Below are 25868 nucleotides of genomic sequence, written 5' to 3'. Positions count from 1 at the left end.
TGTTCAGGAGTGGGCGACGGCCCGTGCCTGTTCCCGCGGCAGGTCGACGCGGAGCGGAACCATGGTGAAGTCGCCCTGTTCGACACCTCTGAGTTGGTTGACGTACTGGGTGGCGAACCCGGGGAACATGGTGGCGTTGAAGCCGTCCTCGGTGAGATACCAACTGCTGCAACCGGAATTCCAGGTCGTCTTGGCCAGTTTGCGCTGCATCTCCTCGTTGTACGCATCCTGGACGTCCTGCCGCACATCGGCGCTGTGCAGATTTCCCTCGAGCACCAGGGAGATCGCCTCGACGATGTAGTCGATCTGAGCCTCCATGTACACCAGCGCCGAGCTGTGTCCCGGGCCGGAGTTGGGACCGAAGGTGAAGTACATGTTCGGGTAACCCGATACCGCAATACTCTTGTACGCCTTGGCCCCTGCGCTCCATTCGTCGGCCAGTACGCGGCTGTCGCGCCCGGTGATCGGAATGGGGGTCCCGGTGTTGGACACGTCGAACCCGGTCGCGAACACGATGGCGTCGAACTGATGCTCGATGCCTTCCACGGTTCGAATGCCCTTGGGCGAGAGCGTCGCAATCGGCCAGGTCACCAACGTGCAGTTCGGCTTCTGCAGTGCCGGGTAGTAGTCACTGGTCATCAACAGTCGTTTGCAGCCGGCCCGGAACCGGGGTGTCAGCTGTCGCCGCAGCCACGGATCACGAACCTGAGAACGCAGATGGGCGCGACCGACCAGTTCGACGATGCGCGTCAACGGGGTCTTCCACACGACGCCGAGGGCAACGGACTCATGACCCCAGAACCACAGCGAACGAGCCAGGGTCTGCGTCTGCGGGTACCGCGCATAACGACGCTTGGTGCCGGCCTGCGTCTTTCGATTGACTCGGGGCAGCGTCCAACCCGGGGTACGTTGGAAGACCTTGACCGTATCGGCAATCTTCACCAGTTCGGGAACGATCTGCACAGCGCTCGCCCCGGTCCCGACGACGGCGATCTTCTTACCCTCGAAGTCGTAGTCGTGATCCCACCGAGCACTGTGGATCTTGTGCCCCTCGTAGGTGTCGATGCCGCGAATGTTCGGCAGGCTGGCATTGGCGAGCGGCCCCGACGCCATCACCACCGTGCGCGCCCGAACATCGGCGTGCCCGTCGATGCTCAGGTGCCAATGCCCGGCCGCCTCGTTCCAGATGATGTCGACTACGTTGTGTCCGAATCGAATACGAGATTCTATGTCGAACTCGCCCACCATCGTGTGGATGTAGTCGAGTATCTCACCGCTACCGGAGTACGTGTGCGACCAGTTCGGATTGGGAGCAAAACTGTATGAATACAACCTGGACGGTATGTCGCAGGCTGCGCCCGGATAGGTGTTGTCGCGCCAGGTTCCGCCGACCGCGCTGCCGCGTTCGAGGATGACGAAGTTCTCGATCCCACTGTTGCGCAGGCGGATAGCAGTACCGATTCCGGCGAAGCCCGCACCGACGATCACGGCGTCGAGTACACCTTCGCGCACATCGAACTCGCTCATGCGACGGGCTCGTACGTCAGTTCCTTGGCCCAGGTGGGCTCGGAGTTGAGAGTCTTGCTCGGGTACCGGCCAGTCAATTTCACCAGCCCGTCCGCAAGGCGGTGATAGGGGTGCTTGCGGTTGATCACGATACTGCCGTGCCACTGCACGATGCGATACATCGGCACGCGCAGTGCCACCGGACTCCGTTCCCCGACACTTTTGAACCGTTTCATCGCGGTGTAGAGGCGCTCCTCGTCGACGCCCATCTCGACGATGTTGTCGCGCATCTTGTTCAGCAGCGGGATGTATCGCAGCGTGCCGACGATGAGGGCCGGGTTCATCCACGCCCCGACGGTGTCGACCAGAATCTTCCGCATCCGCGAATGCCCGAGCAGTTCGATCACTGCGAAATCGACGGCCAGATGGCGGGATTCGTCCGAGTTGATCTTCTTGAACACTGCCTGACAGACCGGGTCGTCGATCTCGTCCATGATGAACTTCACCAGCGCACCGTCCAGCGCGACCTCGAGCATCGGGATGACGGTGCCCAGCACGGCCAGTGACAGACCGTCGGAATGCTTGTCGAGCCAGTCGATCACGAGCTTGACGTTGATGTTGGGCTCGGGCATCTCGTCGCCGTCGAGCATGCCCCAGCGCCGCATGAGAGCCAGCTCGGCGTTGGCATGCTTCTGTTCTTCGGCATGGAAGTAGCGATAGATCTCGGCCAGCGTCTCGTTCGGAGCCTTGAGCGCCATCGCCGCGAAACCGCGAGCACCCACGTTCTCGATCCACATGAGATCGGACATGAAGGGCTTGAGCTTGGCGTGCAGTTCGGGACCGATCGTCTCGGCACCCGGTCCGTCCCAGTCGATATCGGCCAGTGCCCACTGGCGGTCCTTGATCTTGGTCAGCATGTCTTCGAAATCCATTGCCATGTCAGGCTCCTGTGGTTGTCGAGGTGAGGGATTCGTTCTTCGCCGACTCCTGCTCGGCAGGCATCACACGATTGAGCAACCCGAGGAAACGCACGTACACCGCGGGCAGCAATCTCTTGAAGCGCCAGACTGCTTTGGCGTCGAACTGGGGCACGACGTAGAGCCGGCCCCGGTCGAAGGCGTCGAGCGTTCGGGCCGCGATCTTGTCGGGTGATCGCCCGGTCCAGCGCATCGCGAACTCGGCCAGCCGGGACGAACTCGCGGTGATTCGGCCGTCGACGGCGACGTTGGTCTTGACGAACGTCGGGCACAGAACCGATACCCGCACACCGGTACCCGACAGCTCCGCAGCCATCGTCTCCGACAGGCTCATCACCGCGGCCTTGCCGACGTTGTACGGACCCATCAGCGGCGCAGCGGCAAAGCCTGCGGCGGACGCGACGTTGATGATCCCGCCCTCACCGGCGGCTCGAAGCGCAGGAGTGAACACCTCGCAGCCGTGGATCACGCCCCAGAGGTTGATTCCCAAGGCCCAGTTCCAGTCGTCGAAACCGATGTCGCCGACGGGCTTTCCGCCGATTCCGACGCCTGCGTTGTTGATGAGCACCGTCGTGGGTCCGTCGAATTCGATGCCTGCACGCAGCGCCAGCTCTTCGACGTTCTCGCGGATCGACACATCGCACTCGACGGCGTATCCGGTGCCGCCGAGAGCGTGCACCAGTGCGACGGTCTCCTGCGCTCGCGGTAGCGAGAGGTCGGCGCACATGACGGCTCCTCCGCGCCGAGCCAGCTCGAGTGCGAACGCCCGGCCGATGCCGCTGCCTGCACCGGTCACCACCGCTCTCGACCCGTACGAGGGTTTTCCGGCCTTGGTTCTCATCAGCTCACCTGTTCCTTCGAATCGTCTTGTACAACTTGACTGTCGAGCGCATGGGCGATGAACTCGGCGGCATGCTCGAGCGCATGCTCGGCCTCGGGTATCAACCTCGGGAGAGCTTGGAACACGTGCATCTGATCAGGCCAGATTTCGAGTTCGCTTCGTCCGCCTGCCGCGTCGATCATGGTGTGCAGGTGCCGCGCATCGCCTCGCAACATCTCGGCTCCACCCACCTGGATCAGGGTGGGTGGCAGGTCGCGCACCAGTGCGAGATCGAGCCGTAGTCGCGGGAGGCTCGCATCGTGGCCGTCGGTGTACAGCGCCACGAGTCCTCGCGCTGCCTTCGCTGAAATCATCGGGTCCTTGCGCGTGCGCTCCATTCGCGCCGAGAGCTCGAAGTCGAGATCGATCAACGGTGAGAACAGCACCATCGCTCCCGGTTGCGGTGTCCCGGTTCGGTCGTTCTCGATGATCAGGTCGGCGGCCAGGTGTCCGCCGGCGGAGTCCCCGGCGATGACGATGTTCGCTGCGTCGTAACCCTGGCCCAGCAGCCAGCGGTACGCAGCCTCCAGGTCGTCGGCTGCGGCAGGGAAGGGGTGTTCCGGGGCGAGTCGGTAGTCGACCGTGAGCACCGGCAGGCCCGTGGCTCCGGACAACCTCGCGGTCAGACCACGATGCGTCCGCGCCGAGCAGATGACGTATGCGCTGCCGTGGATGTAGAGAATCACGTGTGGCCCGGGCGTCGGACCGGGCGCACGCACCCATTCGCCGCGCACCGGGCCTTCGGCCACGAGGTCCACTGTCGTGCCCTTCGGAACCGGACCGAACAGGTTCATCGAGGTAGCGACCAGGCGTCGGGAGAACTCGATGCCGCCGCGGGACGTCGGAAGCAGGTTCGTCATCGGACGCAGAGTCAGCCGAGTCATCAAGGCAGCCAGACGAGTTCGCCGAGACCCTGTGCTCGATGCGCCGTGAGGCAGATGGTCGGCGTCGGTGGTCGAAGTCACGTCATCACTGTCACCCGCTATTCGCCATTTGTCAATGGCCTATTAATTAGTGGCGAAGTATGTAACAGTGAAGCCCAACACCGAAAGCGCAAGGGAGCGAGCACACGTGACGATGTTCAGGAGCGGACCATCAGCGGACCTCGATCCGTCTGCCATCGGTTCCGAGGACAAGATCTTCGAGTTGGAGATCGCCGAGGTGACCTACGAAAACGAGGATGCGATCTCTCTCGGTTTCGCGGTCCCCGAGCACCGGGAAGCCCAGTTTCGGTACGAGCCGGGGCAATTTCTCACCTTGGAGATCCCGTGCACCGACGGTGGCTCGGTAGCCCGTTGCTACTCCTTCTCCAGTTCCCCGGTCTGCGACCCGCTACTCACCGTGACAGTCAAGCGCATCCAGGGCGGTCTTGCATCACACTGGTTGCACGACAACGCCGTTCGTGGGATGCGGCTGAGGGCACTGAAGCCGTCGGGCCTGTTCGGACCCGAGAGCTGGGACGTGGATTTCGTCCTCTTGGCCGCCGGCAGTGGCATCACCCCGATCATGTCCATCATCAAAACGGCCCTGTTCCGGTACGACAACCGGATCACCCTGGTCTACGCCAACCAGAACCGCGACTCGGTGATCTTCGGGGAGCAACTGATCGAACTACAGTCCCGCTTTCCCGATCGTCTCGACGTTCACCACTGGTACACCTCGGACTCGGGGCTACCCACCGCTGCCGGACTGGCCTCGATGGATACAACGGTTCCGGCCGAGTGCGAGGCCTTCCTGTGCGGCCCTGCGCAGTACATGAACGTCGCCGAGGAGTGGCTCACCCGGACCGGCACGGCGGCGCGCAGAACACATCGAGAGGTGTTCTCCTCCTTCGACTCCAATCCGTTTCGGCCGGCCGACACTGCGTTGCCTCACGAGACGGATACGAACTCCGTCACCGCTCGAGTCGAGATCGACGGAATCGATACCGAGTTCACCTGGAATGCGGACACGAAGCTGCTCGACCGGCTCCTCGAGCTCGGCCTCGATCCGCCGTACGTGTGCCGTGAAGGAACCTGCGGCGGTTGCGCGTACACGCTCACCGAAGGCACCGTGACGATGCTCGCCAACGAGACTCTCGACGAGCACGAACTTCAGCACGGCGTCCGATTGGCCTGCCAGTCCGTCCCCGATTCGACGACGGTTCGAGCGGTGTTCGACCGCTGATGCCGGAGAAGGACACTCAGCCCTCGAGCGTCAACGAGTGAGGCTCCGAGGTGAAGGTCGCGGCCGAACCCGCAGCGCGTGCTATGCCTGCGATTCCGCCCCAGACCATCATGGTGAGGTAGTCGACGAGTTCGTCGGCCGTCATGGTTCGATCGAAGATCCACCAGTGTGATGCCAACCGGACCGCACCGATCATGGCGAAAGAGATGGGCATCGAGCCGGCCGTCGAGAACTCGCGCTCTCGAAATCTGTCTGCGATGACAGTGGCAAGCAGGTCTGCGATCACCCCCTCCGCCGCAGTGATTATGTCCTGATTGCCGCTGACCGCACTGTTGGTGTGGACGTAGATGTAGATATCGGGATCGGCGGCGACCGTCGTGACGTAGGCACTGATCACTGCGCGAGTGAGGTGGTACTCGTCGAGGTCCTCGGAGATCGCGTCCTGGATCCGCGGCACCAGTGCAGTCTCGACGTATCGAGCCATCGCGGCGTCGGCGAGACCCTTCTTGTCTGCGAAGTGTTTGTACAGAACGGTTTTCGAGACACCGTTGGCCGAGGCGATCTCGTCCATGCCGATTTTGTGCCCGTGCCGTCGAATCGCATCGAGAGTGCAGTCGAGCAGTTCGCGGCGCCGAGTGATCCGGTGATCGCGCCACCGATGACTTCGGCCGTCGACCTTGACCGCCGCGCTCATGCCGACTGCGATACCGCTCGTGATCCCCTCAGCAGAATCGATGCCACCAGCTCGGGATCGTCCGACATCGGGACGTGCCCGAGCCCCGGGTACGTCGTCACTTCGGCCTGCGGAAACGTTCGACGCACCAGCGGTGCCTGATATACCGGCAGAACCAAGTCTCGACGGCCCCACGCAACGGTGACGGGAACGGTCTCGTCGACCGGAATGCTGAAGCGCGGCACTGCGTTACCCGCTGCGTCGATCGCCCGGTTGGTGGTGATACTGAGTGCGTCGATCGTGGCCGTCGCTGCGGGAACTCGCCAGGGCTTGGCGTAGAACACAGCGTTGGCGATCGTGCGTCCGATGACCGAGCGCATGACTGCCGGCGCGATCGGACCGATGACTCGCGACAAGGCCCGCAGCAAACGAAACACCAGCAGAGCCCGCGTCTGATCCCAGTGGCCGCGGAAGAACCCGGCCGGGGAGAGCGCGGTGGCGGAGGCGACCGACCCACGGGCGGCCAGTTCGAGTGCAAAGTACCCACCCAGCGAGTTCCCGGCTACGTGTGGCTTCTCGCCGTCCACGGCCACGTGCTCGAGGAAGCGCTCCAGTTCGGCCACGATCCAGGGACCGAGATCGAATGCTTCGGTGGGGAGTTCCGGTGAATCGCCGTGGCCGGGCAGATCCACCGTCACCACTCGCCGGTGCCGTGCCAGTGTCTCGATGACGCTGTCCCAGGCGTGTTGGCGATGCACTATCCCGTGGATCAGCACCAAGGTCGGCCCCTCACCTCGGATGGTGTGGGCGAGCGCTGATCCGTCGATCTCGAATGTCATTGCGATCCAATCTCTTCTCGTCTACGCGGTGCGAACGTCGACTGCATCGGGACCGACCACCCGGGTAGGCACAGTCCGCCCGAACGTCATCGATTCCGTCAGATCGTCGAAGCGTGCGTCGATTCTGTCCAAAATGTAGTTCTGGCGCACCGACCACGGGCGTTCGGTCCCCGATTTCGGTAGCTCGTTCAGGGAGCGCGTGACGTAACCGGCCGCCAAATCGACGACCGGACGAGAGTCGACAGCCTTGCCCTGCCAGTCCGGGATCGCATGGGTGTAGCCGTGAGAGCGCATGTACACGAGCAGTTTTGCCACTGCCTGGGCCGTCATGTCGGCCTTGAGCGTCCACGATGCATTCGTGTAGCCGATACACCAGGCGACGTTGGGCACGTCTTCGAGCATGTGGCCCTTGTAGACGAACTTGTCGTGCGCCTCGAACGGCTTTCCGTCCAGTGAGAGCTCGATGCCGCCGAATGCCTGCAGCTTCAAGCCCGTTGCGGTGACGATGATGTCGGCGGAAATCTCGTCGCCCGATTCCAGCAGGATGCCGTCGCCTGTCACCTCGGCGATTCGGTCGGTCACCACGGTCGCGCGACCGGAGCGGATGGCCTTGAACAGATCGCCGTCGGGCACGACGCACAACCGCTGGTCCCACGGGTCGTAGGTCGGGTTGAAATGCTTGTCCACGTCGTACCCCGGCGGCAGTTGAGCTTTCGTCATGGCACGAAAGACCCTGCGAGCAGTGTTCGGTGCGCGCCGGCACAGCTGATACGAGCCGACCATCAGCACCGCGTTTCGCCATCGCAGTGCACTGTGCGCCACCGAGTCCGGTAAGACGCGCTGCGTGATCGTGGTGAACGGGTCGGTCATCGGCAGTGAGGCGATGTAGGTCGGTGAGCGCTGCAGCATCGTCACCGATGCGGCCTCGGCCGCGAGCGAGGGCACCAATGTGATTGCTGTTGCGCCACTTCCGATCACGACGACCCGCTTGCCGGAGTGGTCCAGATCCTCGGGCCACTGCTGGGGATGCACCACCTGTCCGGTGAAATTCTCCATCCCGGGTAGGTCCGGGGTGTACCCGCCCGAATAGTCGTAGTAGCCGGTGCACAGGAACACGAATCGGCTTCGGTAGGTCTTCGGAACACCGTCCGACAATGTCTCGACAGTCCACAGGTCCGTCGACGAATCCCAGTTCGCCGCAATGACCGAGGTGGAGAAGTGCGTGTGTTCGTCGATGCCGTTGGCGTGGGCGGTATCCACGACGTAGTTGCGGATGTCTTCGCCATGAGCGAGCAGAGTGTCGCCCTGCCACGGCGTGTGCGGGAACGAGAACGTGAAGATGTCGCTGTCCGAACGAATGCCGGGATATCTGAACAGGTCCCACGTACCGCCTGCACGCTCGCGGCCTTCGAGGATCGCGTAGCTCAGTTCGGGTGCCATCTGCTGCAGCCGGTACGCAGCTCCGACGCCCGATATCCCGGCACCGATGATGAGAACGTCCTCGAAGTTGTCGACCGAACCGTCGAACTCGGGCCATCGATCAGAACTCGCAATCACGCCATGCCTCACTGTCTCCGAACGCCGTCGGGATCCCGAGCGGAACCGCGACCTCCATCACATAATGTGACATTCGCCAATGGCGATGTCAATATCAGTGTTCAGGTATCGACACCGGGAAGGACCCCTGATGAACCACGAACAGCCCACAGCGCACAGGCCGGTCACAATCACGGACGGCATCCGATGACTCCGATCGTGATCGGAGCCGCCGCCGCACTGGCACTGATCCTGCTCACCTCGAATGGGTCGGGTCTCGATTTCGATCGACGTTCCCTGGCCGGCGCCTACCGATCGGCGCGCTCACGGCCGAGGCATCGGCTCCGCGCACTTCGTTTTCAGCGCTGACCGTCGAGCACCACCGTGATCGGCGTCCCGGTCGATAGTGACCCGGAACACCTCTGTCGGACGTATGTTTCGGAGCGGTTGGATCGACTCATACTTATCGGCGTCGTCCGCGACGCCCCCAACTCCGGATGTCCGGAGACGACCTACACGAAAGAGGTACGCACGATGGCCGACTTCATCGACAAGGCTCAGCACAAGGCAGAGGAACTGGCCGGGACTGCGAAGGAGAAGGCCGGCGAGGCCACCGGTGACGACAGCCTGCGCGCCGAGGGTGCCAAGGATCAGGCGAAGGCCAACACCCATCAGGCGGCCGACAAGGTCTCCGATGCCGCCGAGAGTGTTGCCGACTCCGCGGCAGGTGCCGCCAAGGAAGCCAAGCATGCGGCCAGCGACGTCGCCGAGAAGGCGTCCGACGTGGCCGAGGATGTGAAGGACGCCGTCAAGGACAAGGTCGGGAACGTCGACGTCGACGACGTGAAGGAGAAGGCCTCCCAGGTCGCCGACAAGGCAGCCGACAAGGCCTCCGCTGTCGCCGACGACGTGAAGAACACGGTTCGCAACATCGACAGCGACGATGTCGCCCAGGCCGCGAAGGTCGGCACTCCGGTCATCGCAGCCATCGCAGCCGCAGCCGGAGCCGTCGCGTTCGTACTGATTCGTCGCCGCAACCGTCGCCGCAGCGCCGCTCACCTGTTCGTTCCGTCGAAGCGCACCACCCGCAAGCTCGCCAAGAAGGCACGTAAGCACAGCTTCTGAAGGTGATCACACCGAAGCCCCGCCTCGTTCGAGGCGGGGCTCTTCGCGTCTCTAGAGCGGCTTGAGCGCGCGGCTGGGCACCCAGTGCGTGACGGTTTCACTGCGATCGCGCGACATCAACTCATAGGTGACGCGGCCCAGCCAGTCGCCGTCGACGGTGATGGACCATTCGACCAGATCGCCGGGCACCACGCGTCGCACGTCGAATCCTTCGGGATTGAACTTCGACGCATGGTGCGGCGGTAACGGGTAGAGGATGTTCAGGTCGATCCACACCTTCAGCGGCGGTCGAAGCAACTTGAAGGGGCGCACGGCAGACGCCGGTCGAGGTTGCGCGCGCCGTGCCATCGTTCGATCATACGTTCGATTCATACGCAGTCATACCCGTCCCCGCAACGAGAAACGGCCACCCGCACGAGAAGTGCGGGTGGCCGTCTGTCGACACTACGAGGAGATCAAATGCCGAGCGATCCTGCCAGGAACGGCCAGGACTTGTGCAGGTCGTCCTGCCAGTAGCCCCAGGAGTGGTTGCCCACCGGACGGAAGTCGACCGTGGCCGGGATTCCGAGCTGGTCGAGGCGCTTCGCCAGGTTCGACGTGCAGAAGTTGGTCGCCACCTCGATACCGCCGCCGACGATCACTTGGTTCGCCAGGGTCGCCGGGTCGTTCTTCAACCGCGGGTTGGCGTAGGTGTCGTTCGGTGCGCCGGGCAGTCCGCTTCCGGTGCTCATGTAGATCTGCGTTCCGCGGAGCTTCTCGGCATTGAGCAGCGGATCGTTCTCGCGCCACACGGGGCCGTCGAGTGGTCCCCACATGTTCTCGACGTTGCCGCCGCCGTAGGTCTCGACGACGAGCTTGACGAACTGCTGTCCGATCGGGTCGGAGGTCTGAGCGCAGCCGCTGTATGCCGCGACGCCGGTGAACTTGCCCGGGTACTTGATCGCGATGTTGAGGACCGAGGTGCCCGTCATCGACAGCGCTGCGAGCGACTGCCGACCGTTGGTGTCGAACTGCGCGTCGATCAGTGGGGGCAGTTCCTCACCGAGGAAGGTGCTCCACTTGTTGCTGCCGAGCTTCGGATCGTCCTGCAGCCAGTCGGTGTAGTAAGACCACTTGCCCTTCTGCGGAGTCACGATGTAGGCGTTCTTGTCGGCGAAGAATTGCTCGGCGTCGGTCTGCGACTGCCACGACGCCGAATCCTCGCCGCCGCCTGCACCGTTGAGCAGGTACAGCACCGGACGCGACACGCTCTCGTCGGCGGGCCGCTGGACTGTCACAGGAATGGTGCGGTTCATCGACGCGGAGAACACCTGCAACTGGACCTGGCGGTTGTCGAGGGTGCTGACCGACTCGATCCGTGATCCGTTACTCGACTGGGTCGTCGCGGCGGGCAGCTCGTCCGCGGACGCGACGGGCGTCATCAGCGCGGTCGGAAGAATCGCCACTGCGAGGGCGACGGCCGTAGCCGAACCGATTCGCCGGAAGCCGTGTCGTCGAGATCGTGGCACGCTGTTTCACCTTTTCGTCGAGTTACACCGGTCGAGTTTCTACATCGGCCGAAGATGAGGTGACGTTACCTCGAGCAACCGACCGGGGAGTCATGGACCGGAGGAATCCGACACCCGATCGTGATGGTCCGGAGTGTCGCTGCGGATGGCGAAAAGACAGGCCACGACGACGATCACCGCCGTCACCACACCGACCGGCAGCGGTGAATACAACCAGACAGTGGGCCGGACGTAGTCGTCGGGTGTCCCGTCCGTCCAACCGAACTCTCGCGGCGGCACCGGGGCCGAGATCCAGAACAGCGTCAATGCGAACGGAATCAGGGGCGTGATGGTCGACGCCACCGTGCGCGTGGGTTGCATCGATCCGATCACCAGGCCGAGGGCGATGGGGTACAGCGTGCAATACGCAACGGTTCCAACGACATTGACCGTGCTGTCGCCGGCCGGAATCAGGCCGGTTGCTGTGACGACGGCGAGCACGACGAGCGCGGGCGTCGACAGGTCTCGGTGCAGGCCCACCCGTACCGCCGCGACGAACAGCGACGCAGCGATGAGCAGTACCCACCACGACGCGTCCGACCATCCCAGAGAATTCACCCCCGACGCCGCGATCGCCGACCCCGCCATCACGTATCGGCCGTCACGACCGTCGAGGTTCAGCGTCCCGCCATAAGTGAGTGCCACTGCGATCACGACGGCGAACAGCCACATTCGCACCGACGACGTCGTATTGCCGAGGTAGGTGTAGACGACCAGGTAGACGAACGCGACCACGACGACGATCACCGCATCCGCCGCCTCGAACCGCACGACGGGTGCCCTCGAAGCAACGATCACCACAAGGGCTGCGATCGGAAGAAGAAGGAGCAGAGGGACGGTGGATCCGACGTACTGCGGGTCGAGACCTGCCATCCAGCGACCCTCGCGCGGCCCCCGCAAACCGGAGATCGCCGCGTAGTACAGCATCGAACCGAGCAGGCCGACGGCGAGTGCAGCCGACAGACCTCGGCGACCGGCCGCGATGTGCCCACACACGCCCACCAGAACTCCGGCACCGATGGCGTTGGTGGTGACCGCCTGATTGGACGCGATCGGTACGACCGACGGGAGCGCGATGATCACCGCGCCGAGCGCTGCCGCCAGTGCGGCCGCCACCGGGGAGCGTCGGGAATGTACGACGGCCAACACGATCACGGCAGACATGACGGCGAGAGTTCCGGCCCACTGCGCGGTGACGAACGCCCTGTACCAGTAACCCGAGGATTCGATGTAGAACGAGTCCCACCCCAGCGATTCCCGAATCGAGTATCCGGCAACGAATCCACCGCACACCGTTGCCGCCACAGGCCCGTAGCGATCCATCGCCGTCATGGTCGTCAAATGTAGAGGTGTTCCCACAGGACGGGTGTGTGTGGTCTATTGGGTGCCCGCCCCGCGAAGGAGTCGATCGAGATGTTTCGTCGCACCGCCGTCATTGCTTGCGCCATCGCAGGTGCCGCCACCCTCGGAATGGGTACCGCCAACGCCGACGAGTGGCCCACTCCTCCGCCGTATCCGAGTCCGACGGCTCCGCAGGACGTCACCGGATTCCTGACGCCTCAGGACCTGGACTACTGGAATCCTTTCGTCAGCAAGAACCGATTGACGTCCCCGTACGGAAACAGCACGCGCATCGTGTGCACCGGATTCCACGGGGTGCTGCTCGAATGCTGGCAGGCCGACTCGAACGGCAACCCACACAAGCTGATTCCGCTGAACATGAACTATCCGGGTTCGACGGGCCACCTGTTGCCCGGCGGCGGTCCCGGTCACTTCGTCTACCCCGGCTTCATCCCCGGCATCGGCTGACCCGGGCGACACCGGCGGCAACTGACCTGAGCGTCCACTATTTGCCCCCGAAAGCGGGATTCCGGGCGCGGGTGCGAATAATGGACAACCAGATCAGTTGTACGGCCTACGCGCCGTTTCCGGGTCGCCGTAGGTGATGGCGCGTTCGCGTCGGGTTCCGGTGGCCAGGGTTGCGGCCCAGTTGATCAGCGTCCCGACGCGGTTGCGGTTGCCGGCCAGGAACGCGATGTGGATGACGCCCCACGATACCCAGCCCAGGAATCCCGACATCTTCAGTGGCCCGGCCTGCACCAACGCATGTCCGCGGGCGATGTAGGCTGCGGTGCCGAGGTCTCGATACTTGAAATCCGGACGCGCAGAACCGGATACATCGGCGGCGATTGCCGCACCCGCAGCTTTGCCGCCCTGCATCGCCACTTCTGCCACTCCGGCGAGCTTGTTCAGAGACATGATGTCTCCGACGACGAAGACGTTGCGGTGTCCCGGGATCGACAGGTCGGGCTCCACGGCGATGCGACCTGAACGGTCCTGCTCCACGCCCATCGCGTCGGCGAGTTGCTTCACGAACGGAACGGCTTCGACGCCTGCGGTCCACAGCACCGTGTGAGTGTCGTAGCGAGTGACCGTCTTCGGTTCGGCCTTGGCCGTCACTTCGACGTCGGAGGCCGTGACGTCGGTGACGTGCACGCCGAGATGTGTTTCCACGCCGACGATGTCGAGGGTCCGCTGCGCCTTTGTCGTCAGTGAGTCGGGGAACGATTCGAGTACGCGGTCGCCGCCGTGAAAGAGCAGGACGCGGGCTTCCGACGGGTCGATGGAGTCGAACTCCTTCGCCAGCGCCCTGGTTGCGAGTTCCCTTATCTGACCGGCCAACTCGACACCGGTGGGGCCTCCCCCGGCCACCGCGAAGGTGAGCCACGGCCGACGCTCCTCGGCGGTGGGGAGGGACTCGGCCATCTCGAAGGCGGAGATCAACTTTCGCCGAATCGCGAGGGCGTCGTCGAGGGTCTTCATGCCCGGTGCCCACTGCACGTATTCGTCGTGGCCGTGATAGGCCTGCTGCATTCCGACGGCGACGACCAGGTAGTCGTAGGGCAGCTCGAAGGTCGACCCGTCGAATCGGCTGGCCGTCACCACTCCGCCGTCGCCGCCGGCGGTAACGGACGTCGCTTCGCCCAGTGCCACATACACGTTCTTCTGTTTGCGCAGCAGGTGCCGTAGCGGGCTGGCGATCGAACCCTCGGACACCAATCCGGTGGCGCACTGGTAGAGCAATGGCTGGAAGACGTGAGAGGTGCCGCGCTCGAGCACGGTGACATCGACGTCCTCGTTGCGCAGACGCCGCGCAGCATGAAGTCCGCCGAATCCGCCGCCGAGCACCAAAACACGTGGACGTGCCATCTGAACGTTCTCCCTCGGACCGACCTGCGGAGATGGATTCTCCGAGTGTTCAGCGTAGTCGAGTTCGCCGACGAACAGACCGTTCGGAACCCCCTCACCGAGGGCCCTACCCCGTGACAGGGCACGGCCGCCGGCGTACTGGGACAGGTCAGCCGAGCAACGCCTGCATGGTGTCGACTTCCTGCTGCTGCGTGGCCACGATCGTGCGTGCCATCTCCTGCGCGTCGGGGTTCGAGCCGTCGGCGATCTCGATGTTCGCCATCTCGATTGCGCCTTCGTGGTGCTCGATCATCATCGTCAGCCATTGGCGGTCGAACTCCGCACCCGACAGAGCAGTCAACGCATCCATGTCCTGTTGGGACATCATGCCCATGCCCGAGCTGTGGTCCATTCCGCTCATCTCACCCATATCGGACGAGGGTGCGGGCTGACCCCATTCGGCGAGCCAGCCGGTCATCCGATCCATTTCGGGCTGCTGCGCGGCTTCTATCGCCGACGCCAACGCCACGACGTCCGGATTGTCGGTGCGGCCCTGGACCATTGCCGCCATCTCGATCGCCTGCGCGTGATGCGGGTACATCATCCGAGCGAACATCACGTCCGCGTTGTTGAACTCCGCGGACGCGTCGGCCTGGATGGATGACGCCGACGACGAGTTCGACGAGCCCATCGAATGGCCGGCCATCGGCATGTCGGAAGTGTCGCTGCTGCAGCCGGCGACGAGGAATGCGCTCACGGTGGCGGTAGCCAGCGCAGCGACCAGTTTGGTACGCACTTCAATCTCCTTGCACAAGTATGGAAAACAGGGATGGATGTCTGTCGATCCGCCGATGGACGCGTGTCCACCGGGCTCCCTGTCACACTCGCAAGGTCACCGATCTGTCCAACTCCCAGTGGGTCCACGGCGGCGCACGCTCCGAGATGGAATCGGTGCGCCCGCCGATACCGTCCTTCGACATCAGCGAGTGGACGCCATCGACGCTCGTAGATGGGAGCGACAGCGCAGCCCACGACACCGTGGTTCCCGCGCACGGATGCATCATCTGATGCGCGGACGGGCAGTCGGGCTCGGCGGCAGCCACCTGAACCGGATCCTCGTGGTGCGATACCGACGCCAAGGCAGCGTGTTCGCTGCTTGCCGACATCGTAGGTGTCACCGAGTGCATCAGCAGCACCCCGAAGATCGTCAGCGCGATCAGCAATCCGGTCGCCGAGGCGAAGCCCGGGCGACTGCGTCGGATCACTGAGTACATGTCACCGACGATAGCAATTTATACCCCCTGGGGGTAGCTGGCAGGGACTTCCGCCCCGCACCGAAGGACTTCCGCCTCTGTCTGCGCCGGTCCGATTCGGGCCATGCTCAGGATGTATCTGCACACGTAAGTCAATGGACGGGAATTCGTCATGAATGCATCGAGCCGGGTAGTCGTCGGAGTCGACGGATCCGCCACATCGCTCGACGCGGTCTGCTGGGCAACACGCGAGGCTGTTCGACGCCACGCTCCGCTCGAGTTGGTCACGTCGTCTCTGTTCGCGCCGGGAACCTACGGGGATGCCATCAGCCTCCGGATCGGCGCATTCGCAGATCCGGATGTCGAGGCCAAGCGCGTGCTGAGCGCCGCTGTCGACGTTGCGCACAAGACCGCAGCGGGCAACTCACTGATTCTCGACACTCGACTCGAACACGGCTCTGCCGCGCGCAATCTGACGCACTTCGATGTCGCCCCCGCCTTGATCGTGGTCGGTTCGCGGGGACTCGGCGAGTTCACGGGCGGGTTGATCGGGTCGATCAGTACCGCCGTCGTGTCGCACGCGAAATGCCCGGTGGCAGTGATCAAGTCGGACATCGTCAGCGACGGGCCGGTCGTCGTCGGCGTGGATTGCACCACCAACAGCCAACCCGCCATCGGCTTCGCTCTGCAGGAAGCGTCGATGCGAGGCGTCGACCTCGTCGCGGTGCACGCCTGGAGCGACCTCGAGCTGGGCAGCGTGTTGACGCGCGACGACGAGGGTCCGTGGGCCGATTCCGAACTCGCCGAGAAAACGTCACTGGCCGAAAGCCTCGCCGGGTGGTCGGAGGACTACCCGGACGTCACGATCCACCGAGTTGTGGTTCAGGACAGACCGGTTCGTGAACTGGTCCGCGCGTCCGAGACAGCGCAGTTGATCGTTGTGGGAAGCCGCGGTCGGGGCGGATTCGCGTCGATGCTTCTCGGTTCCACCTCGCGTGCGGTGCTGCATTCGGTGGATGTTCCCGTCGTCGTCGTACCCACGAACCGATGACCGCGCCCACCACCGAAACCACCTACAGCTCCGACGAACTGGATGCAGACCTGCGCTACTGGGCTGCGGCCAACTATCTGACGGTGACGCAGATCTATCTGCAGGACAACGTGTTGCTGCGTCGCCCCCTGACAGCCCAACACATCAAGCCGAGGCTGCTTGGGCACTGGGGCACGAGCCCTGGCCTGTCGATGATCTACACCCTCCTCAACCGCGTGATTCGTCGAACCCGTTCGGACTGGCTGTACGTCACCGGTCCGGGCCACGGCGGTCCGGCCTTGGTGGCGAACACCTACCTCGAGGGAACGTACAGCGAGATCTATCCGGACATTTCGCTCGACATCGACGGCGTCCAGCGTCTGTGTCGGCAATTCTCCACTCCCAAGGGCATTCCGAGCCACGTCAGTGTCCAGACTCCGGGCAGTATTCACGAGGGCGGCGAGCTGGGTTACGCCCTCGTGCACGCCGCCGGTGCCGCGTTCGACAATCCCGATCTGATCGTCGCCTGTGTCGTCGGGGACGGTGAGGCGGAGACCGGTCCCCTGTCCGGTTCGTGGAAGATCCCGGCTTTTCTCAATCCGATTCGCGACGGGGCCGTGTTGCCCATCCTGCATCTGAACGACGGGAAGATATCCGGACCGACGGTTCTCGGACGCAGTACCGATCGATCGATCGCGGACTACCTGAGCGGTCAGGGCTGGGCACCGATCTTCGTCGAGGGCGACGACCCCCGAGAAGTGTTCCCGGCCTTCGAAAGCGCCCTCACCCGAGCCCACGAGACGATCGAGAGAATCCAGCACGCCGTCCGCGACGGCGAACCACATCACGACATCGAATGGCCCGCCATCGTTCTCCGCGCTCCCAAGGGCTGGACGGGACCGCACGAGGTGGACGGCAAGCTCATCGAGGGCACCCACTGGGCGCACCAGGTGCCACTGTCCGGTGTCCGCGAGAACCCAGCACATCTGGATCTGCTCGAGAAGTGGCTGCTCTCCTACGATCCCCGATCCCTCTTCGACGAGAACGGCGCTCCGGTGGACTCCATCCGCGAGCTCACTCCAACCGGAGAAAAACGCCTCGGTGCCACCCCACATGCCAACGGCGGACTACTGTTGCAGCCCCTGGTCATTCGCGACCTCGAGAACTATGCGCTCACCGTCGAGTCTCCGGGGCGCACGTCGCACGAGACGACCACCGTGCTCGGGGAGATGATGCGCGATATCTACCTCGACAACGCACAGCCCCACGGCGGCGGAAACTTTCGTCTGTTCTGTCCCGACGAGACCGCGAGCAACCGGCTACAGGCCGTGTTCGAGGCCACCGACAGATGCTGGCAGCTGCCGACCACCGAGTTCGACGACAACCTCGGGCCCGACGGCCGCGTGCTGGAGGTGCTCAGCGAGCACCTGTGCGAGGGCTGGCTGGAGGCGTACCTGCTGTCGGGTCGACACGGCCTGTTCGCGAGCTACGAGGCCTTCGCCATGGTGAGCGTGTCGATGCTGATCCAGCACACCAAGTGGCTGCAGCATGCGGCCACACTTGCCTGGCGGGCCCCCGTCGCGTCGCTCAACGTGCTGCTCACCAGCACGTGTTGGCGCAACGACCACAACGGATTCAGTCATCAGGGTCCCGGATTGATCGACGCGGTGATTCCGCTGGCACCGGACGTCGTGCGCGTCTGGCTGCCACCGGACGCCAATACCTTGCTCGCCGTTGCCGACCATTGCTTCCGCAGTCGAGGCCACGTCAACGTTCTGGTGGTGGACAAGCAGAGTCACCCGCAGTATCTGACGCTTCCCGAAGCGCGGGCGCATGCCGCGGCGGGTGCGTCCCGCTGGGACTGGGCCGGCACCGAAGTGGCCGATACCGACGAGGACCCCGAGATAGTTCTGGCGTGTGCAGGCGACGTGCCGACTGAGGAGACCCTCGCTGCCGCAGAGCTGTTGCGTACGTGGACTCCCGAGCTCAGGGTTCGCGTGGTCAACGTCATCGATCTGATGGCGCTGCTCCCCGTCGTCGATCATCCGCACGGATTCACCGACGAGCAGTTCGTGGATCTGTTCACCGCCTCGGTCGATGTGGTCTTCGCGTTCCACGGTTATCCCCGCGCGGTGCACCAGCTGGTACACGGCCGGCCCGATGCCCAACGATTCCACGTTCGCGGATTCATCGAACAGGGCACCACGACAACACCGTTCGACATGGTGGTGCTCAACAAGATCAGTCGCTACCACCTCGCGCTCGCCGCCCTCGACCGAACGCAGATCACCCCGGCCGGTGCCGAACAACTACGGTTGTACTGCCAGGACCAACTCGTACGACACGACGCGTACATCCGGGAACATTTCGAGGATCTCCCGGAGATTCGGCAGTGGCGGTGGTCGTGACGGATCGGTCGCTACCCGCGGGCGATGATCAACGGACAGTCGACGCGGTGGGCCAGCGAACGGACGGTGGATCCGAGAAGTAGACCGCTGAAACCGCCGCGTCCGCTCGAACCGACGACGACGGCCTGCGCGCGTGATGCCGCCTCGAGGATCTTGTCGGCCACGTTGCCGCGCAATACAGTTTGTTGCACCTTCACGTCCGGGTACTGCTCACTCCAGCCGGAGAGGCTCTCCGACAGCACGGTTCGGCCGTTGGAGACGACCGCGTCCGCTCTGTCCGCCGCGGACGCGTCGGGCGACGAGATCAGCACGTCCGTCGACACGTGCACGGCAACCAGTCCGGTACCCCGAAGCGAGGCTTCCTCGAATGCCAACCGGACGGCCTTCTGGTTGTGCGCCGACACGTCCACTCCGAGGACGACGGGTCCGCGCGACGAATGCACCTCCACACTTCCCTGGACGATGACAACCGGGCAGTGTGCTTGCACCGCCACCGCCGTGCTCACCGAGCCGAGCATTTCGGCGAAGTATTCGCCGTTGCCGCGCGAGCCGACCACCATCATCGAGGCACTCGAGCTCTGATCGAGCATGGCCTGAATCGTCGGTCCCACAATCGATTCGCTCATGATGGTGAGCGTGTCCGGGTTCTTCACCGAACGTCGAGCTACCAGCGCCGCCCATGCCAGGGTCGACTCGGCGGCTGTGTGCTCCTCGGAGCCGATGTGAGACGGCAGCGCGACGAAACTGGTGTACAGGGCCTTGACCTGGTAAGCGGACACCAGCTTCAACGGTGCGCCGCGCAGCTCCGCCGCACGCGCCGCCCAGCCGACTGCGTCGAGCGACGAACCGGAGCCGTCGACACCGACGACGATCTGGGAAGCACCACGGGTACTCATGCGTGCGGGACGACGAGGACGGGGCAATGGGCATGCCGCAGTACGGCGGTCAGCGTTCGTCCCGACACTCGGTCTCGTTCGTGACCGACCACCATCAGCTGGGCTGTCTCGGACATGGCGACCAACTCCGATCCCGAGTCGGCCTCGGCGTACACCGACGCCACGCGAATGTCCGGGTAGTCCGCCCCGAAGGGTTCGAGCCGAACGTCCATTGCCGATTCGGGGTGTAGCCCCTCGGAGGGGCCACTGAGAGCAGCCGTGAGAATGGATGCGACAGACTGGGTATGCACAGCAAGCACGCCGGCCTCTCGTATCGATGCCTCGCAGAATGCCTCGGCCACAACGACATCGGTTGCCGACACGTCGACATCACCCAGCGCTGCGACTACCGGGCCGTGGCGTTCGGCGTCGAAGTGTCGGACGATCGCCACGGGATGGGGTGACGCTTCCACCACTGCCCCGACCATCGATCCGAGAACCCAGGCCGCCACCGCGCCCTCGGTCGTAGTCCCCAGTACGAGCAGGGACGCAGATCCGGCTTCCGCCGTCATCACCGATTCAGGACGCCCATGCAGAACGACCGATTCGACAGTTATCGCCGGGTCGATGGCTGCGGCCAGATCGGCAGCACGGCTCAATGCCGCGCGGGCGTAGTCACCGTCGACATCCGGAGCCCCGTATACCGTTTCGAGCTTTGTGTGTCTGCCGATCACGTGGACCAGGCGAAGCGACCTGCCCCTCCCCCGTGCTTCCTGCACGGCGAACCGGACCGCGTCGAGTGCGGTCTCCGATCCGTCGATACCGACCGTGACCGGTCCGGTGGAATGTGAAGTGTTCATCAGATGCCTCTCGATGGTGCGCGTCTACAACGAGAACGCTACGAGCGCAGGCACGCCTCACACAGCAGTCCGAGGTCATCGGAACAAGTGACCAAGGTCGTCCGCCGTCAGGGCAGCGGCACCGACCAGATCAGCTCGGTGCCACCTACGTCGGCTGCGGACGGCCCGAAAATCATCGCGCCGCCGCAATCGACTGCCCGCGCTTCGAGGTTCGCCAATCCACTACGAGTGATGTTCTCGTTCAACCCGATTCCGTCGTCGGAGACCTCGATGCGCAGATCGTCCCCGACCGCCAAGGTGACATTGACGGTCTCGGCCCGAGCATGATGGACGACATTGCTCACCGCTTCACGAATGACGGCGACGGCGTGGTCGGCAAGGGAACTGTCGATGACCGACAGGGGCCCGAACATGCGAACCACTGCGCGGAGGGGAACGCTCTCGGTGAGTTCGAGGACAGCTCCGTTGACACGCTGTCGAAGACGAGTGGTCGAATGCGTCGTACTCTGCAGATCGAAAATCGTTGTGCGGATGTCCTGGACGGTGTCCTGCAGATCATCGATGGTGCGGGTCAGGCGTTGACGAATGTCGTCGAGCTCCGTCTTCTGCAGTGTGCTCTGCAGCGACAATCCGGCGGCGAAGATGCGTTGGATGACGTGATCGTGGAGGTCGCGGGCAATCCGGTCACGGTCGGCGAGGACGTCGAGTTCGTGCATGCGCCGCGTCGTGTCTGCCATCTGCATGACCAACGCGGCCTGGTCGGCAAAACTGGACACGAGATCGAGTTGGGAGTCGTTGAACACAAGAGCACCCCGTCGACGCAACGTCACCAGAACACCACGCACACCGTCGGCCACCCGCAGCGGTGAGATCAGCGCCGGGCCGAACCTACCTGCAACGTGCTCGTTGGGCCAGTAGTCCAGATTCTCCTTACGAGTCGCCGTTCGAAGTCGATATGCCGCACCGGAACTCGACCCCTCGACCGGGATGAGGGATCCCACCAGTGCGTCAGCGTCGTGCCCTTCGGCGACGGAGATGACCAACTGGGAGACCGCGTCCGACTGCTGGCCCGTGACTGCGGGAACAGCGATGAACGCGGTGTCGGCCCCGGTCAGATGCAAGGCTCGCCTCGACACCATGTGCAGAACTTCGTCGATGTCGCTCCCGGCCAACAGCTCGGTACCGATGTCGCGCATCGCTTCCATCCAGGATTGACGAATCCGCGACTCCTCGTACAGGTGTGCGTTCTCGATCGCGATGCCGGCCGCCGAGGCAAGGGCCCGCGTCACCACCTCGTCGTCCTCGGTGAACTGGGCTCCGTCCTTCTTCTCGGTGAGGTACAGATTTCCGAACACTTCGTCGCGCACCCGAATGGGTACGCCGAGAAACGATTTCATCGGTGGATGGTTCGGAGGGAAGCCCACTGCCTCCGGATGTACCGAGAGGTCTTCGAGTCGCAGTACGTGGGGTTGGTCGATCAGCAGACCCAGCACACCTCGGCCGGTGGGGAGTTGGCCGATGGCGTCGCGCACGTCATCGTCGATGCCGTGATGAATGAATGCCTTCAGATCGTGTCCGTCGCCGCGGACACCGAGTGCCCCGTACCGAGCACCGACGAGGCTGACGGCCGACTCTACGATCGACCGCAACGTCACTTCCAGGTCGAGGCCGGAGGTGATGACGAACATGGCGTCCAGCAGCCCATCGGCCTGCACACGGGCATCCGCGATGCGTCCGATCCGGTCCTGTACCTCGGCCAGCAATTCACCGAGCCGGAGCTGCGGCAGCCCGGAGCCGTGCTCGCCGTGACGATCATCCATCCGAAGACCCTGGCTGCCTATCCGATTTCGGGTGCGTATCGGCCAGTCTCGACGCGTACACCGCGGCCTGGGTTCGACGTTCCATGCCGAGTTTGGCGAGCAGCCGGGAGACGTAGTTCTTCACTGTCTTCTCCGCCAAGAACATTCGTGACGCGATCTGACGGTTCGTCAGTCCCTCTCCCAGGAGATCGAGCAGTGTGCGTTCCTGACCTGTGAGGTGGTCGATCGGTCCGGGAGCGGCCGTGCCGGCCCGCAGCTTGTCCATCAGCGCTGCTGCTGCGCGATTGTCCAACAGTGACCGACCCGAACCGACGTCCTTGATCGCGCGAGTCAACTCCATTCCGGTGATGTCCTTGACGACGTACCCGCTCGCGCCGGCGAGAATCGCGTCGAGCATGGCTTGGTCCTCGGTGAACGAAGTCAGCATCATGCATTTGAGATCGGGGAGTCGGTCGAGCAATTCGCGGCAGAGCTCGATGCCGTTGCCGTCGGGGAGTCGCACATCGAGAACGGCGACGTCCGGCCTCAGTGCGGGAATACGAGCGAGTGCCTGTGCGCAACTTCCGGCTTCACCGATCACGGAAAGATCGGAATCGGAATCGATGAGATCGATCAGACCGCGACGCACTATCTCGTGATCGTCGACCAAGAACACTGTGACCACGTCCAGCCCCTCACCGGCGTCCTCGGTGGGCGCATCTCCCCCAACACTACGGACCCGCAGGCGGGGGAGCTTCACCTTTGGTCATCGAAAGTGGAGCCGAAAGTCCCTGCCGTCGGTGTAGTTGTCCTGGCGCGCGGATGCCGGTCCGAAGCGTCTGATGGAGCTCTGACACCACCATGAAAGGAAACATCAGATGGGCACATCCCACACCGTCGTCGGAGTCGACGGTTCCGCGGCGTCTCTCGACGCCCTCAGATGGGCCGTGCTCGATGCCGAACTGCACAGCTCCGACCTGACGATCGTCTCTGCTGTCCCGACGGTACTCACGGGGCTCGATGCGTTGCCCGAACGAACATCCGCTCACCTGAGGTCCGAGACGAACGTCGTGTTGGACGAGGCCATGTCGATAGCCCAGGCCACAACGTCGGCCGGATCGACCATCGTCGTCGACGTACTTCTGTCGGATCGACCTGCCGCTGCGACCTTGCTGGAGTTGTCCGAGACGTCCCGCATGGTCGTCATCGGGACGCACGGTCTCGGTGCGGCACAGCGCGCGTCGTTGGGTTCGGTCAGTGTTGTACTGAGCACGCACTCACACTGCCCGGTCACGGTCGTTCACACTCGGCCCACGGGCGGCTACGCACAGTCCGATCCTGTAGTGGTCGGAGTCGATGGAACCTCGGCCGCCATGGGCGCCGTGAAGTGGGCGTTCGAGGAAGCCGACGTGCGAGGTGTGGCGCTCACTGCTGTGCACGCATGGGCCGATTCCGATCTGTCGATCGGGATGTCGGTTCCCGGTCTCGAATGGGCAACCCACCGGCCCGAAGCCGACGACATACTGGCGGGAGCTGTGGACGAATGCGCGAAGCGGCATCCGTCGGTGCCACTGCGACATGTTGCTGTCCGAGACCGTCCGGTCCACGCGCTGCTCGACTACGCACAGAGCGCTCAAATCCTGGTGTTGGGCAGTCACGGCCGCGGCGGATTCGCCGGCATGATGCTAGGTTCGACCAGCCGATCGGTGGTCGCACGCGCGACGTGTCCGGTCACCGTTGTGCCCGGTGCAGCCCGCACTCGAACGACCACGACGAACGAATACCGATGAAGTCCGAACACCTTCGGCCGATCATGTGGGTCGTAAGTCCCTACTCGCTGGAGGCCCAGCAGCGCACAGTGATCATCGACCAGCTTTCTTTCCTCCGCGACAAGGACCACCTGGCATGATTCTCGTTCCTCCATTCGACAGCGCCGGACCCAACACGTTGGAAGAACTGTTCGCCGCGCGGTACGCACGCGGGGACCTGGATCGGATGCAATACCTGACACAGATGGACGGTCTTGCAGCGCGATTCAACCGAACCCGAACCAACACAGACGGGAAATCCACATGCGCATCCTGATCGCAACGGCGACCCGCCACGGTGCCACCAGAGAGATCGGACGTTGGCTCGGCTCGACTCTCTTGCATCGGTTGTCCGGCATCGACAGTACGACGACAGTCGATGTTCGTGATGCCTCCGATGTCGACAGCATTGCCGAGTACGACGCCGCGATCATCGGCAGCGGCGTGTACATGGGCCGGTGGCTCAAAGATGCCCGCTCACTGATCGCCCGAGAACAAGCCGAACTGGAAACGATGCCGGTGTGGCTCTTTTCCAGTGGTCCTTTGGATGGCAGCACGCCCACCGGAACTCGACCGAAAGAGACCAAGGCTCATTGGGCGATCGAGCATCGCGTATTCGGAGGCAAGCTGGACCACTCGCGGCTGTCGAGTTTCGAGCGTGCGGTTGTGCGGCTGATCAAGGCTGGAGACGGCGACAGTCGATCGCCCGCAGACGTCGCCCGATGGGCCGAAGACATCAGCGGCGTCCTTGCCGAACATGCCCAACGTCCGGTGCGCGTGGTTCGTTCGAGGGATCATCTCTAGCCCGGGCACCACCGGGGCGATCCCATCGCACATCGCCACGGTGGCAGTCGCATCCGCGTTGATCCGGGTACGGGAACTGTCTCGATCGATCGACTTCTACTGCTCGGTGTTCGAATTCACCGTCTCCATCAGGGAAGAAGACGCGGCCCTGTTGTTGGCTCGCAACGGTTTTCAGATCTACCTACACGCTGATCCGATGTCTGCGCAGCGCCCGATCGGAGCTCTCGGAGTCAACGAGATCATGTGGTCCGCCCAACGGGCGGAGTCCCTCAACGAAATGGGTGCTCGGCTCCGCAAGTGGTACCCATCGACGTACGCGCACAGTGAGGGCGGGGTCAGCTACGTCGACGGCTGTGACCCTGATGGCAATCGGGTTCTGGTCGCGTATCCCAGCCCGTCGCAATTGCCGCGCAGCGTCATTGCACGCCGCTTTCGCTGAGCACTCGACCGGCAGCGTCGTTCACGGAAGCCGAGGCGGGAACCAGCCGCGTGCATCCCGAAGGGTGCGGCCGGCCTCGCACTGGAACGTATCGCGACCCATCCGCGAGGCGCGTCCGACGCGTCCGACGCGGTGTACGACGCCATGGCCGGTG

General features: G+C 63.8%; 27 protein-coding genes. 10 read left to right on the top strand and 17 right to left on the bottom strand.

Features of this window, described 5'->3' with window-relative positions:
- Positions 1-3: 3 nt before the first annotated feature.
- From CH275_RS18595 to CH275_RS18580, 4 genes are read right to left on the bottom strand one after another with little or no spacing between them, the layout of a single operon-like run.
- Complete coding sequence (locus tag CH275_RS18595; protein ID WP_094679771.1) at positions 4-1527, bottom strand: flavin-containing monooxygenase; 1524 nt, start codon at positions 1525-1527, stop codon at positions 4-6.
- Entirely contained in the window at positions 1524-2444 is a 921-nt protein-coding gene (locus CH275_RS18590) for a reductase (protein ID WP_094679770.1), read from the bottom strand. Before CH275_RS18590 ends, CH275_RS18595 begins: the two co-directional genes overlap by 4 nt.
- Before the next feature lies 1 nt (position 2445).
- Positions 2446-3324, bottom strand: coding sequence for an SDR family NAD(P)-dependent oxidoreductase (locus CH275_RS18585; protein ID WP_094679769.1), 879 nt, complete (start codon positions 3322-3324; stop codon positions 2446-2448).
- Complete coding sequence (locus CH275_RS18580; protein WP_306436956.1) at positions 3324-4328, bottom strand: alpha/beta hydrolase; 1005 nt, start codon at positions 4326-4328, stop codon at positions 3324-3326. Before CH275_RS18580 ends, CH275_RS18585 begins: the two co-directional genes overlap by 1 nt.
- Positions 4329-4440: 112 nt before the next feature.
- On the opposite strand from CH275_RS18580, the gene CH275_RS18575 reads away from it, so the two are divergent.
- Positions 4441-5529 (top strand): ferredoxin--NADP reductase, encoded by a 1089-nt coding sequence (locus CH275_RS18575; RefSeq protein WP_094679850.1) that lies wholly within the window; start codon positions 4441-4443, stop codon positions 5527-5529.
- A 16-nt stretch (positions 5530-5545) separates the two neighbouring features.
- On the opposite strand, the gene CH275_RS18570 is transcribed toward CH275_RS18575, so the two are convergent.
- The 3 genes from CH275_RS18570 to CH275_RS18560 are packed head-to-tail and all read right to left on the bottom strand — an operon-like array spanning position 5546 to position 8598.
- Positions 5546-6223, bottom strand: a complete 678-nt coding sequence (locus CH275_RS18570; RefSeq protein ID WP_094679768.1) for a TetR/AcrR family transcriptional regulator — start codon at positions 6221-6223, stop codon at positions 5546-5548.
- On the bottom strand, positions 6220-7041 hold the full coding sequence (locus tag CH275_RS18565; protein ID WP_094679767.1) for an alpha/beta fold hydrolase: 822 nt from the start codon (positions 7039-7041) through the stop codon (positions 6220-6222). The genes CH275_RS18570 and CH275_RS18565 overlap by 4 nt, the downstream gene beginning before the upstream one ends.
- A 21-nt stretch (positions 7042-7062) precedes the next feature.
- Positions 7063-8598, bottom strand: a complete 1536-nt coding sequence (locus CH275_RS18560; protein WP_094679766.1) for a flavin-containing monooxygenase — start codon at positions 8596-8598, stop codon at positions 7063-7065.
- A gap of 186 nt (positions 8599-8784) precedes the next feature.
- Between CH275_RS18560 and CH275_RS29560 the strand changes: the two genes are divergently transcribed.
- Entirely contained in the window at positions 8785-8946 is a 162-nt protein-coding gene (locus CH275_RS29560; RefSeq protein ID WP_179276215.1) for a hypothetical protein, read from the top strand.
- Positions 8947-9111: 165 nt separating this feature from the next.
- Positions 9112-9702 carry a CsbD family protein gene (locus CH275_RS30425; RefSeq protein ID WP_094679849.1) on the top strand — a complete coding sequence of 197 codons (591 nt, stop codon included), beginning with the start codon at positions 9112-9114 and terminating at the stop codon, positions 9700-9702.
- Positions 9703-9753: 51 nt separating this feature from the next.
- On the opposite strand, the gene CH275_RS18550 is transcribed toward CH275_RS30425, so the two are convergent.
- The 3 genes from CH275_RS18550 to CH275_RS18540 all read right to left on the bottom strand — a co-directional run bounded on the left by CH275_RS18550 (position 9754) and on the right by CH275_RS18540 (position 12581).
- Positions 9754-10050 carry a hypothetical protein gene (locus tag CH275_RS18550; protein ID WP_032376174.1) on the bottom strand — a complete coding sequence of 99 codons (297 nt, stop codon included), beginning with the start codon at positions 10048-10050 and terminating at the stop codon, positions 9754-9756.
- A 107-nt stretch (positions 10051-10157) separates the two neighbouring features.
- Positions 10158-11123: an alpha/beta hydrolase gene (locus tag CH275_RS18545; protein WP_373453722.1), complete on the bottom strand. Its 966-nt coding sequence runs from the start codon at positions 11121-11123 to the stop codon at positions 10158-10160.
- 177 nt (positions 11124-11300) lie between these two features.
- A complete protein-coding gene (locus CH275_RS18540; protein WP_094679765.1) occupies positions 11301-12581 on the bottom strand; it encodes a hypothetical protein in 1281 nt (426 codons plus the stop codon).
- A gap of 81 nt (positions 12582-12662) precedes the next feature.
- Here CH275_RS18540 and CH275_RS18535 point away from each other — a divergent pair, with 81 nt between their 5' ends.
- Entirely contained in the window at positions 12663-13058 is a 396-nt protein-coding gene (locus tag CH275_RS18535; RefSeq protein ID WP_094679764.1) for a hypothetical protein, read from the top strand.
- Positions 13059-13151: 93 nt separating this feature from the next.
- On the opposite strand, the gene CH275_RS18530 is transcribed toward CH275_RS18535, so the two are convergent.
- The 3 genes from CH275_RS18530 to CH275_RS18520 form a co-directional block, all read right to left on the bottom strand.
- A complete protein-coding gene (locus tag CH275_RS18530) occupies positions 13152-14459 on the bottom strand; it encodes an NAD(P)/FAD-dependent oxidoreductase (protein WP_094679763.1) in 1308 nt (435 codons plus the stop codon).
- A 148-nt stretch (positions 14460-14607) separates the two neighbouring features.
- Complete coding sequence (locus CH275_RS18525; RefSeq protein WP_094679847.1) at positions 14608-15234, bottom strand: DUF305 domain-containing protein; 627 nt, start codon at positions 15232-15234, stop codon at positions 14608-14610.
- A gap of 82 nt (positions 15235-15316) precedes the next feature.
- On the bottom strand, positions 15317-15712 hold the full coding sequence (locus tag CH275_RS18520) for a DUF6153 family protein (RefSeq protein ID WP_094679762.1): 396 nt from the start codon (positions 15710-15712) through the stop codon (positions 15317-15319).
- 151 nt (positions 15713-15863) lie between these two features.
- Between CH275_RS18520 and CH275_RS18515 the strand changes: the two genes are divergently transcribed.
- Positions 15864-16742, top strand: coding sequence for a universal stress protein (locus CH275_RS18515; protein ID WP_094679761.1), 879 nt, complete (start codon positions 15864-15866; stop codon positions 16740-16742).
- Positions 16739-19129: a phosphoketolase family protein gene (locus CH275_RS18510; RefSeq protein ID WP_094679760.1), complete on the top strand. Its 2391-nt coding sequence runs from the start codon at positions 16739-16741 to the stop codon at positions 19127-19129. Before CH275_RS18515 ends, CH275_RS18510 begins: the two co-directional genes overlap by 4 nt.
- An 11-nt stretch (positions 19130-19140) precedes the next feature.
- On the opposite strand, the gene CH275_RS18505 is transcribed toward CH275_RS18510, so the two are convergent.
- From CH275_RS18505 to CH275_RS18490, 4 genes are all read right to left on the bottom strand, one after another.
- A complete protein-coding gene (locus CH275_RS18505; protein WP_094679759.1) occupies positions 19141-20025 on the bottom strand; it encodes a universal stress protein in 885 nt (294 codons plus the stop codon).
- Complete coding sequence (locus CH275_RS18500) at positions 20022-20864, bottom strand: universal stress protein (RefSeq protein ID WP_094679758.1); 843 nt, start codon at positions 20862-20864, stop codon at positions 20022-20024. Before CH275_RS18500 ends, CH275_RS18505 begins: the two co-directional genes overlap by 4 nt.
- A gap of 107 nt (positions 20865-20971) precedes the next feature.
- Positions 20972-22684, bottom strand: coding sequence for a sensor histidine kinase (locus CH275_RS18495; RefSeq protein WP_094679757.1), 1713 nt, complete (start codon positions 22682-22684; stop codon positions 20972-20974).
- Positions 22677-23348 carry a response regulator gene (locus CH275_RS18490; RefSeq protein ID WP_094679756.1) on the bottom strand — a complete coding sequence of 224 codons (672 nt, stop codon included), beginning with the start codon at positions 23346-23348 and terminating at the stop codon, positions 22677-22679. The genes CH275_RS18495 and CH275_RS18490 overlap by 8 nt, the downstream gene beginning before the upstream one ends.
- Before the next feature lie 193 nt (positions 23349-23541).
- Between CH275_RS18490 and CH275_RS18485 the strand changes: the two genes are divergently transcribed.
- The 4 genes from CH275_RS18485 (at position 23542) to CH275_RS18470 (ending at position 25714) form a co-directional block, all read left to right on the top strand.
- Positions 23542-24453, top strand: a complete 912-nt coding sequence (locus CH275_RS18485) for a universal stress protein (RefSeq protein ID WP_094679755.1) — start codon at positions 23542-23544, stop codon at positions 24451-24453.
- A complete protein-coding gene (locus CH275_RS30080) occupies positions 24450-24572 on the top strand; it encodes a hypothetical protein (protein ID WP_256991111.1) in 123 nt (40 codons plus the stop codon). Before CH275_RS18485 ends, CH275_RS30080 begins: the two co-directional genes overlap by 4 nt.
- Before the next feature lie 163 nt (positions 24573-24735).
- Positions 24736-25275: a flavodoxin domain-containing protein gene (locus CH275_RS18475; RefSeq protein ID WP_094679753.1), complete on the top strand. Its 540-nt coding sequence runs from the start codon at positions 24736-24738 to the stop codon at positions 25273-25275.
- A gap of 40 nt (positions 25276-25315) precedes the next feature.
- Positions 25316-25714, top strand: a complete 399-nt coding sequence (locus tag CH275_RS18470) for a VOC family protein (protein WP_256991110.1) — start codon at positions 25316-25318, stop codon at positions 25712-25714.
- Positions 25715-25868: the final 154 nt, after the last annotated feature.

Origin of the sequence: Rhodococcus sp. 06-235-1A (genome assembly GCF_002258785.1) — a bacterium.
Classification (GTDB): domain Bacteria; phylum Actinomycetota; class Actinomycetes; order Mycobacteriales; family Mycobacteriaceae; genus Rhodococcoides.
This window is presented reverse-complemented; position numbering and strand designations above follow the sequence as displayed.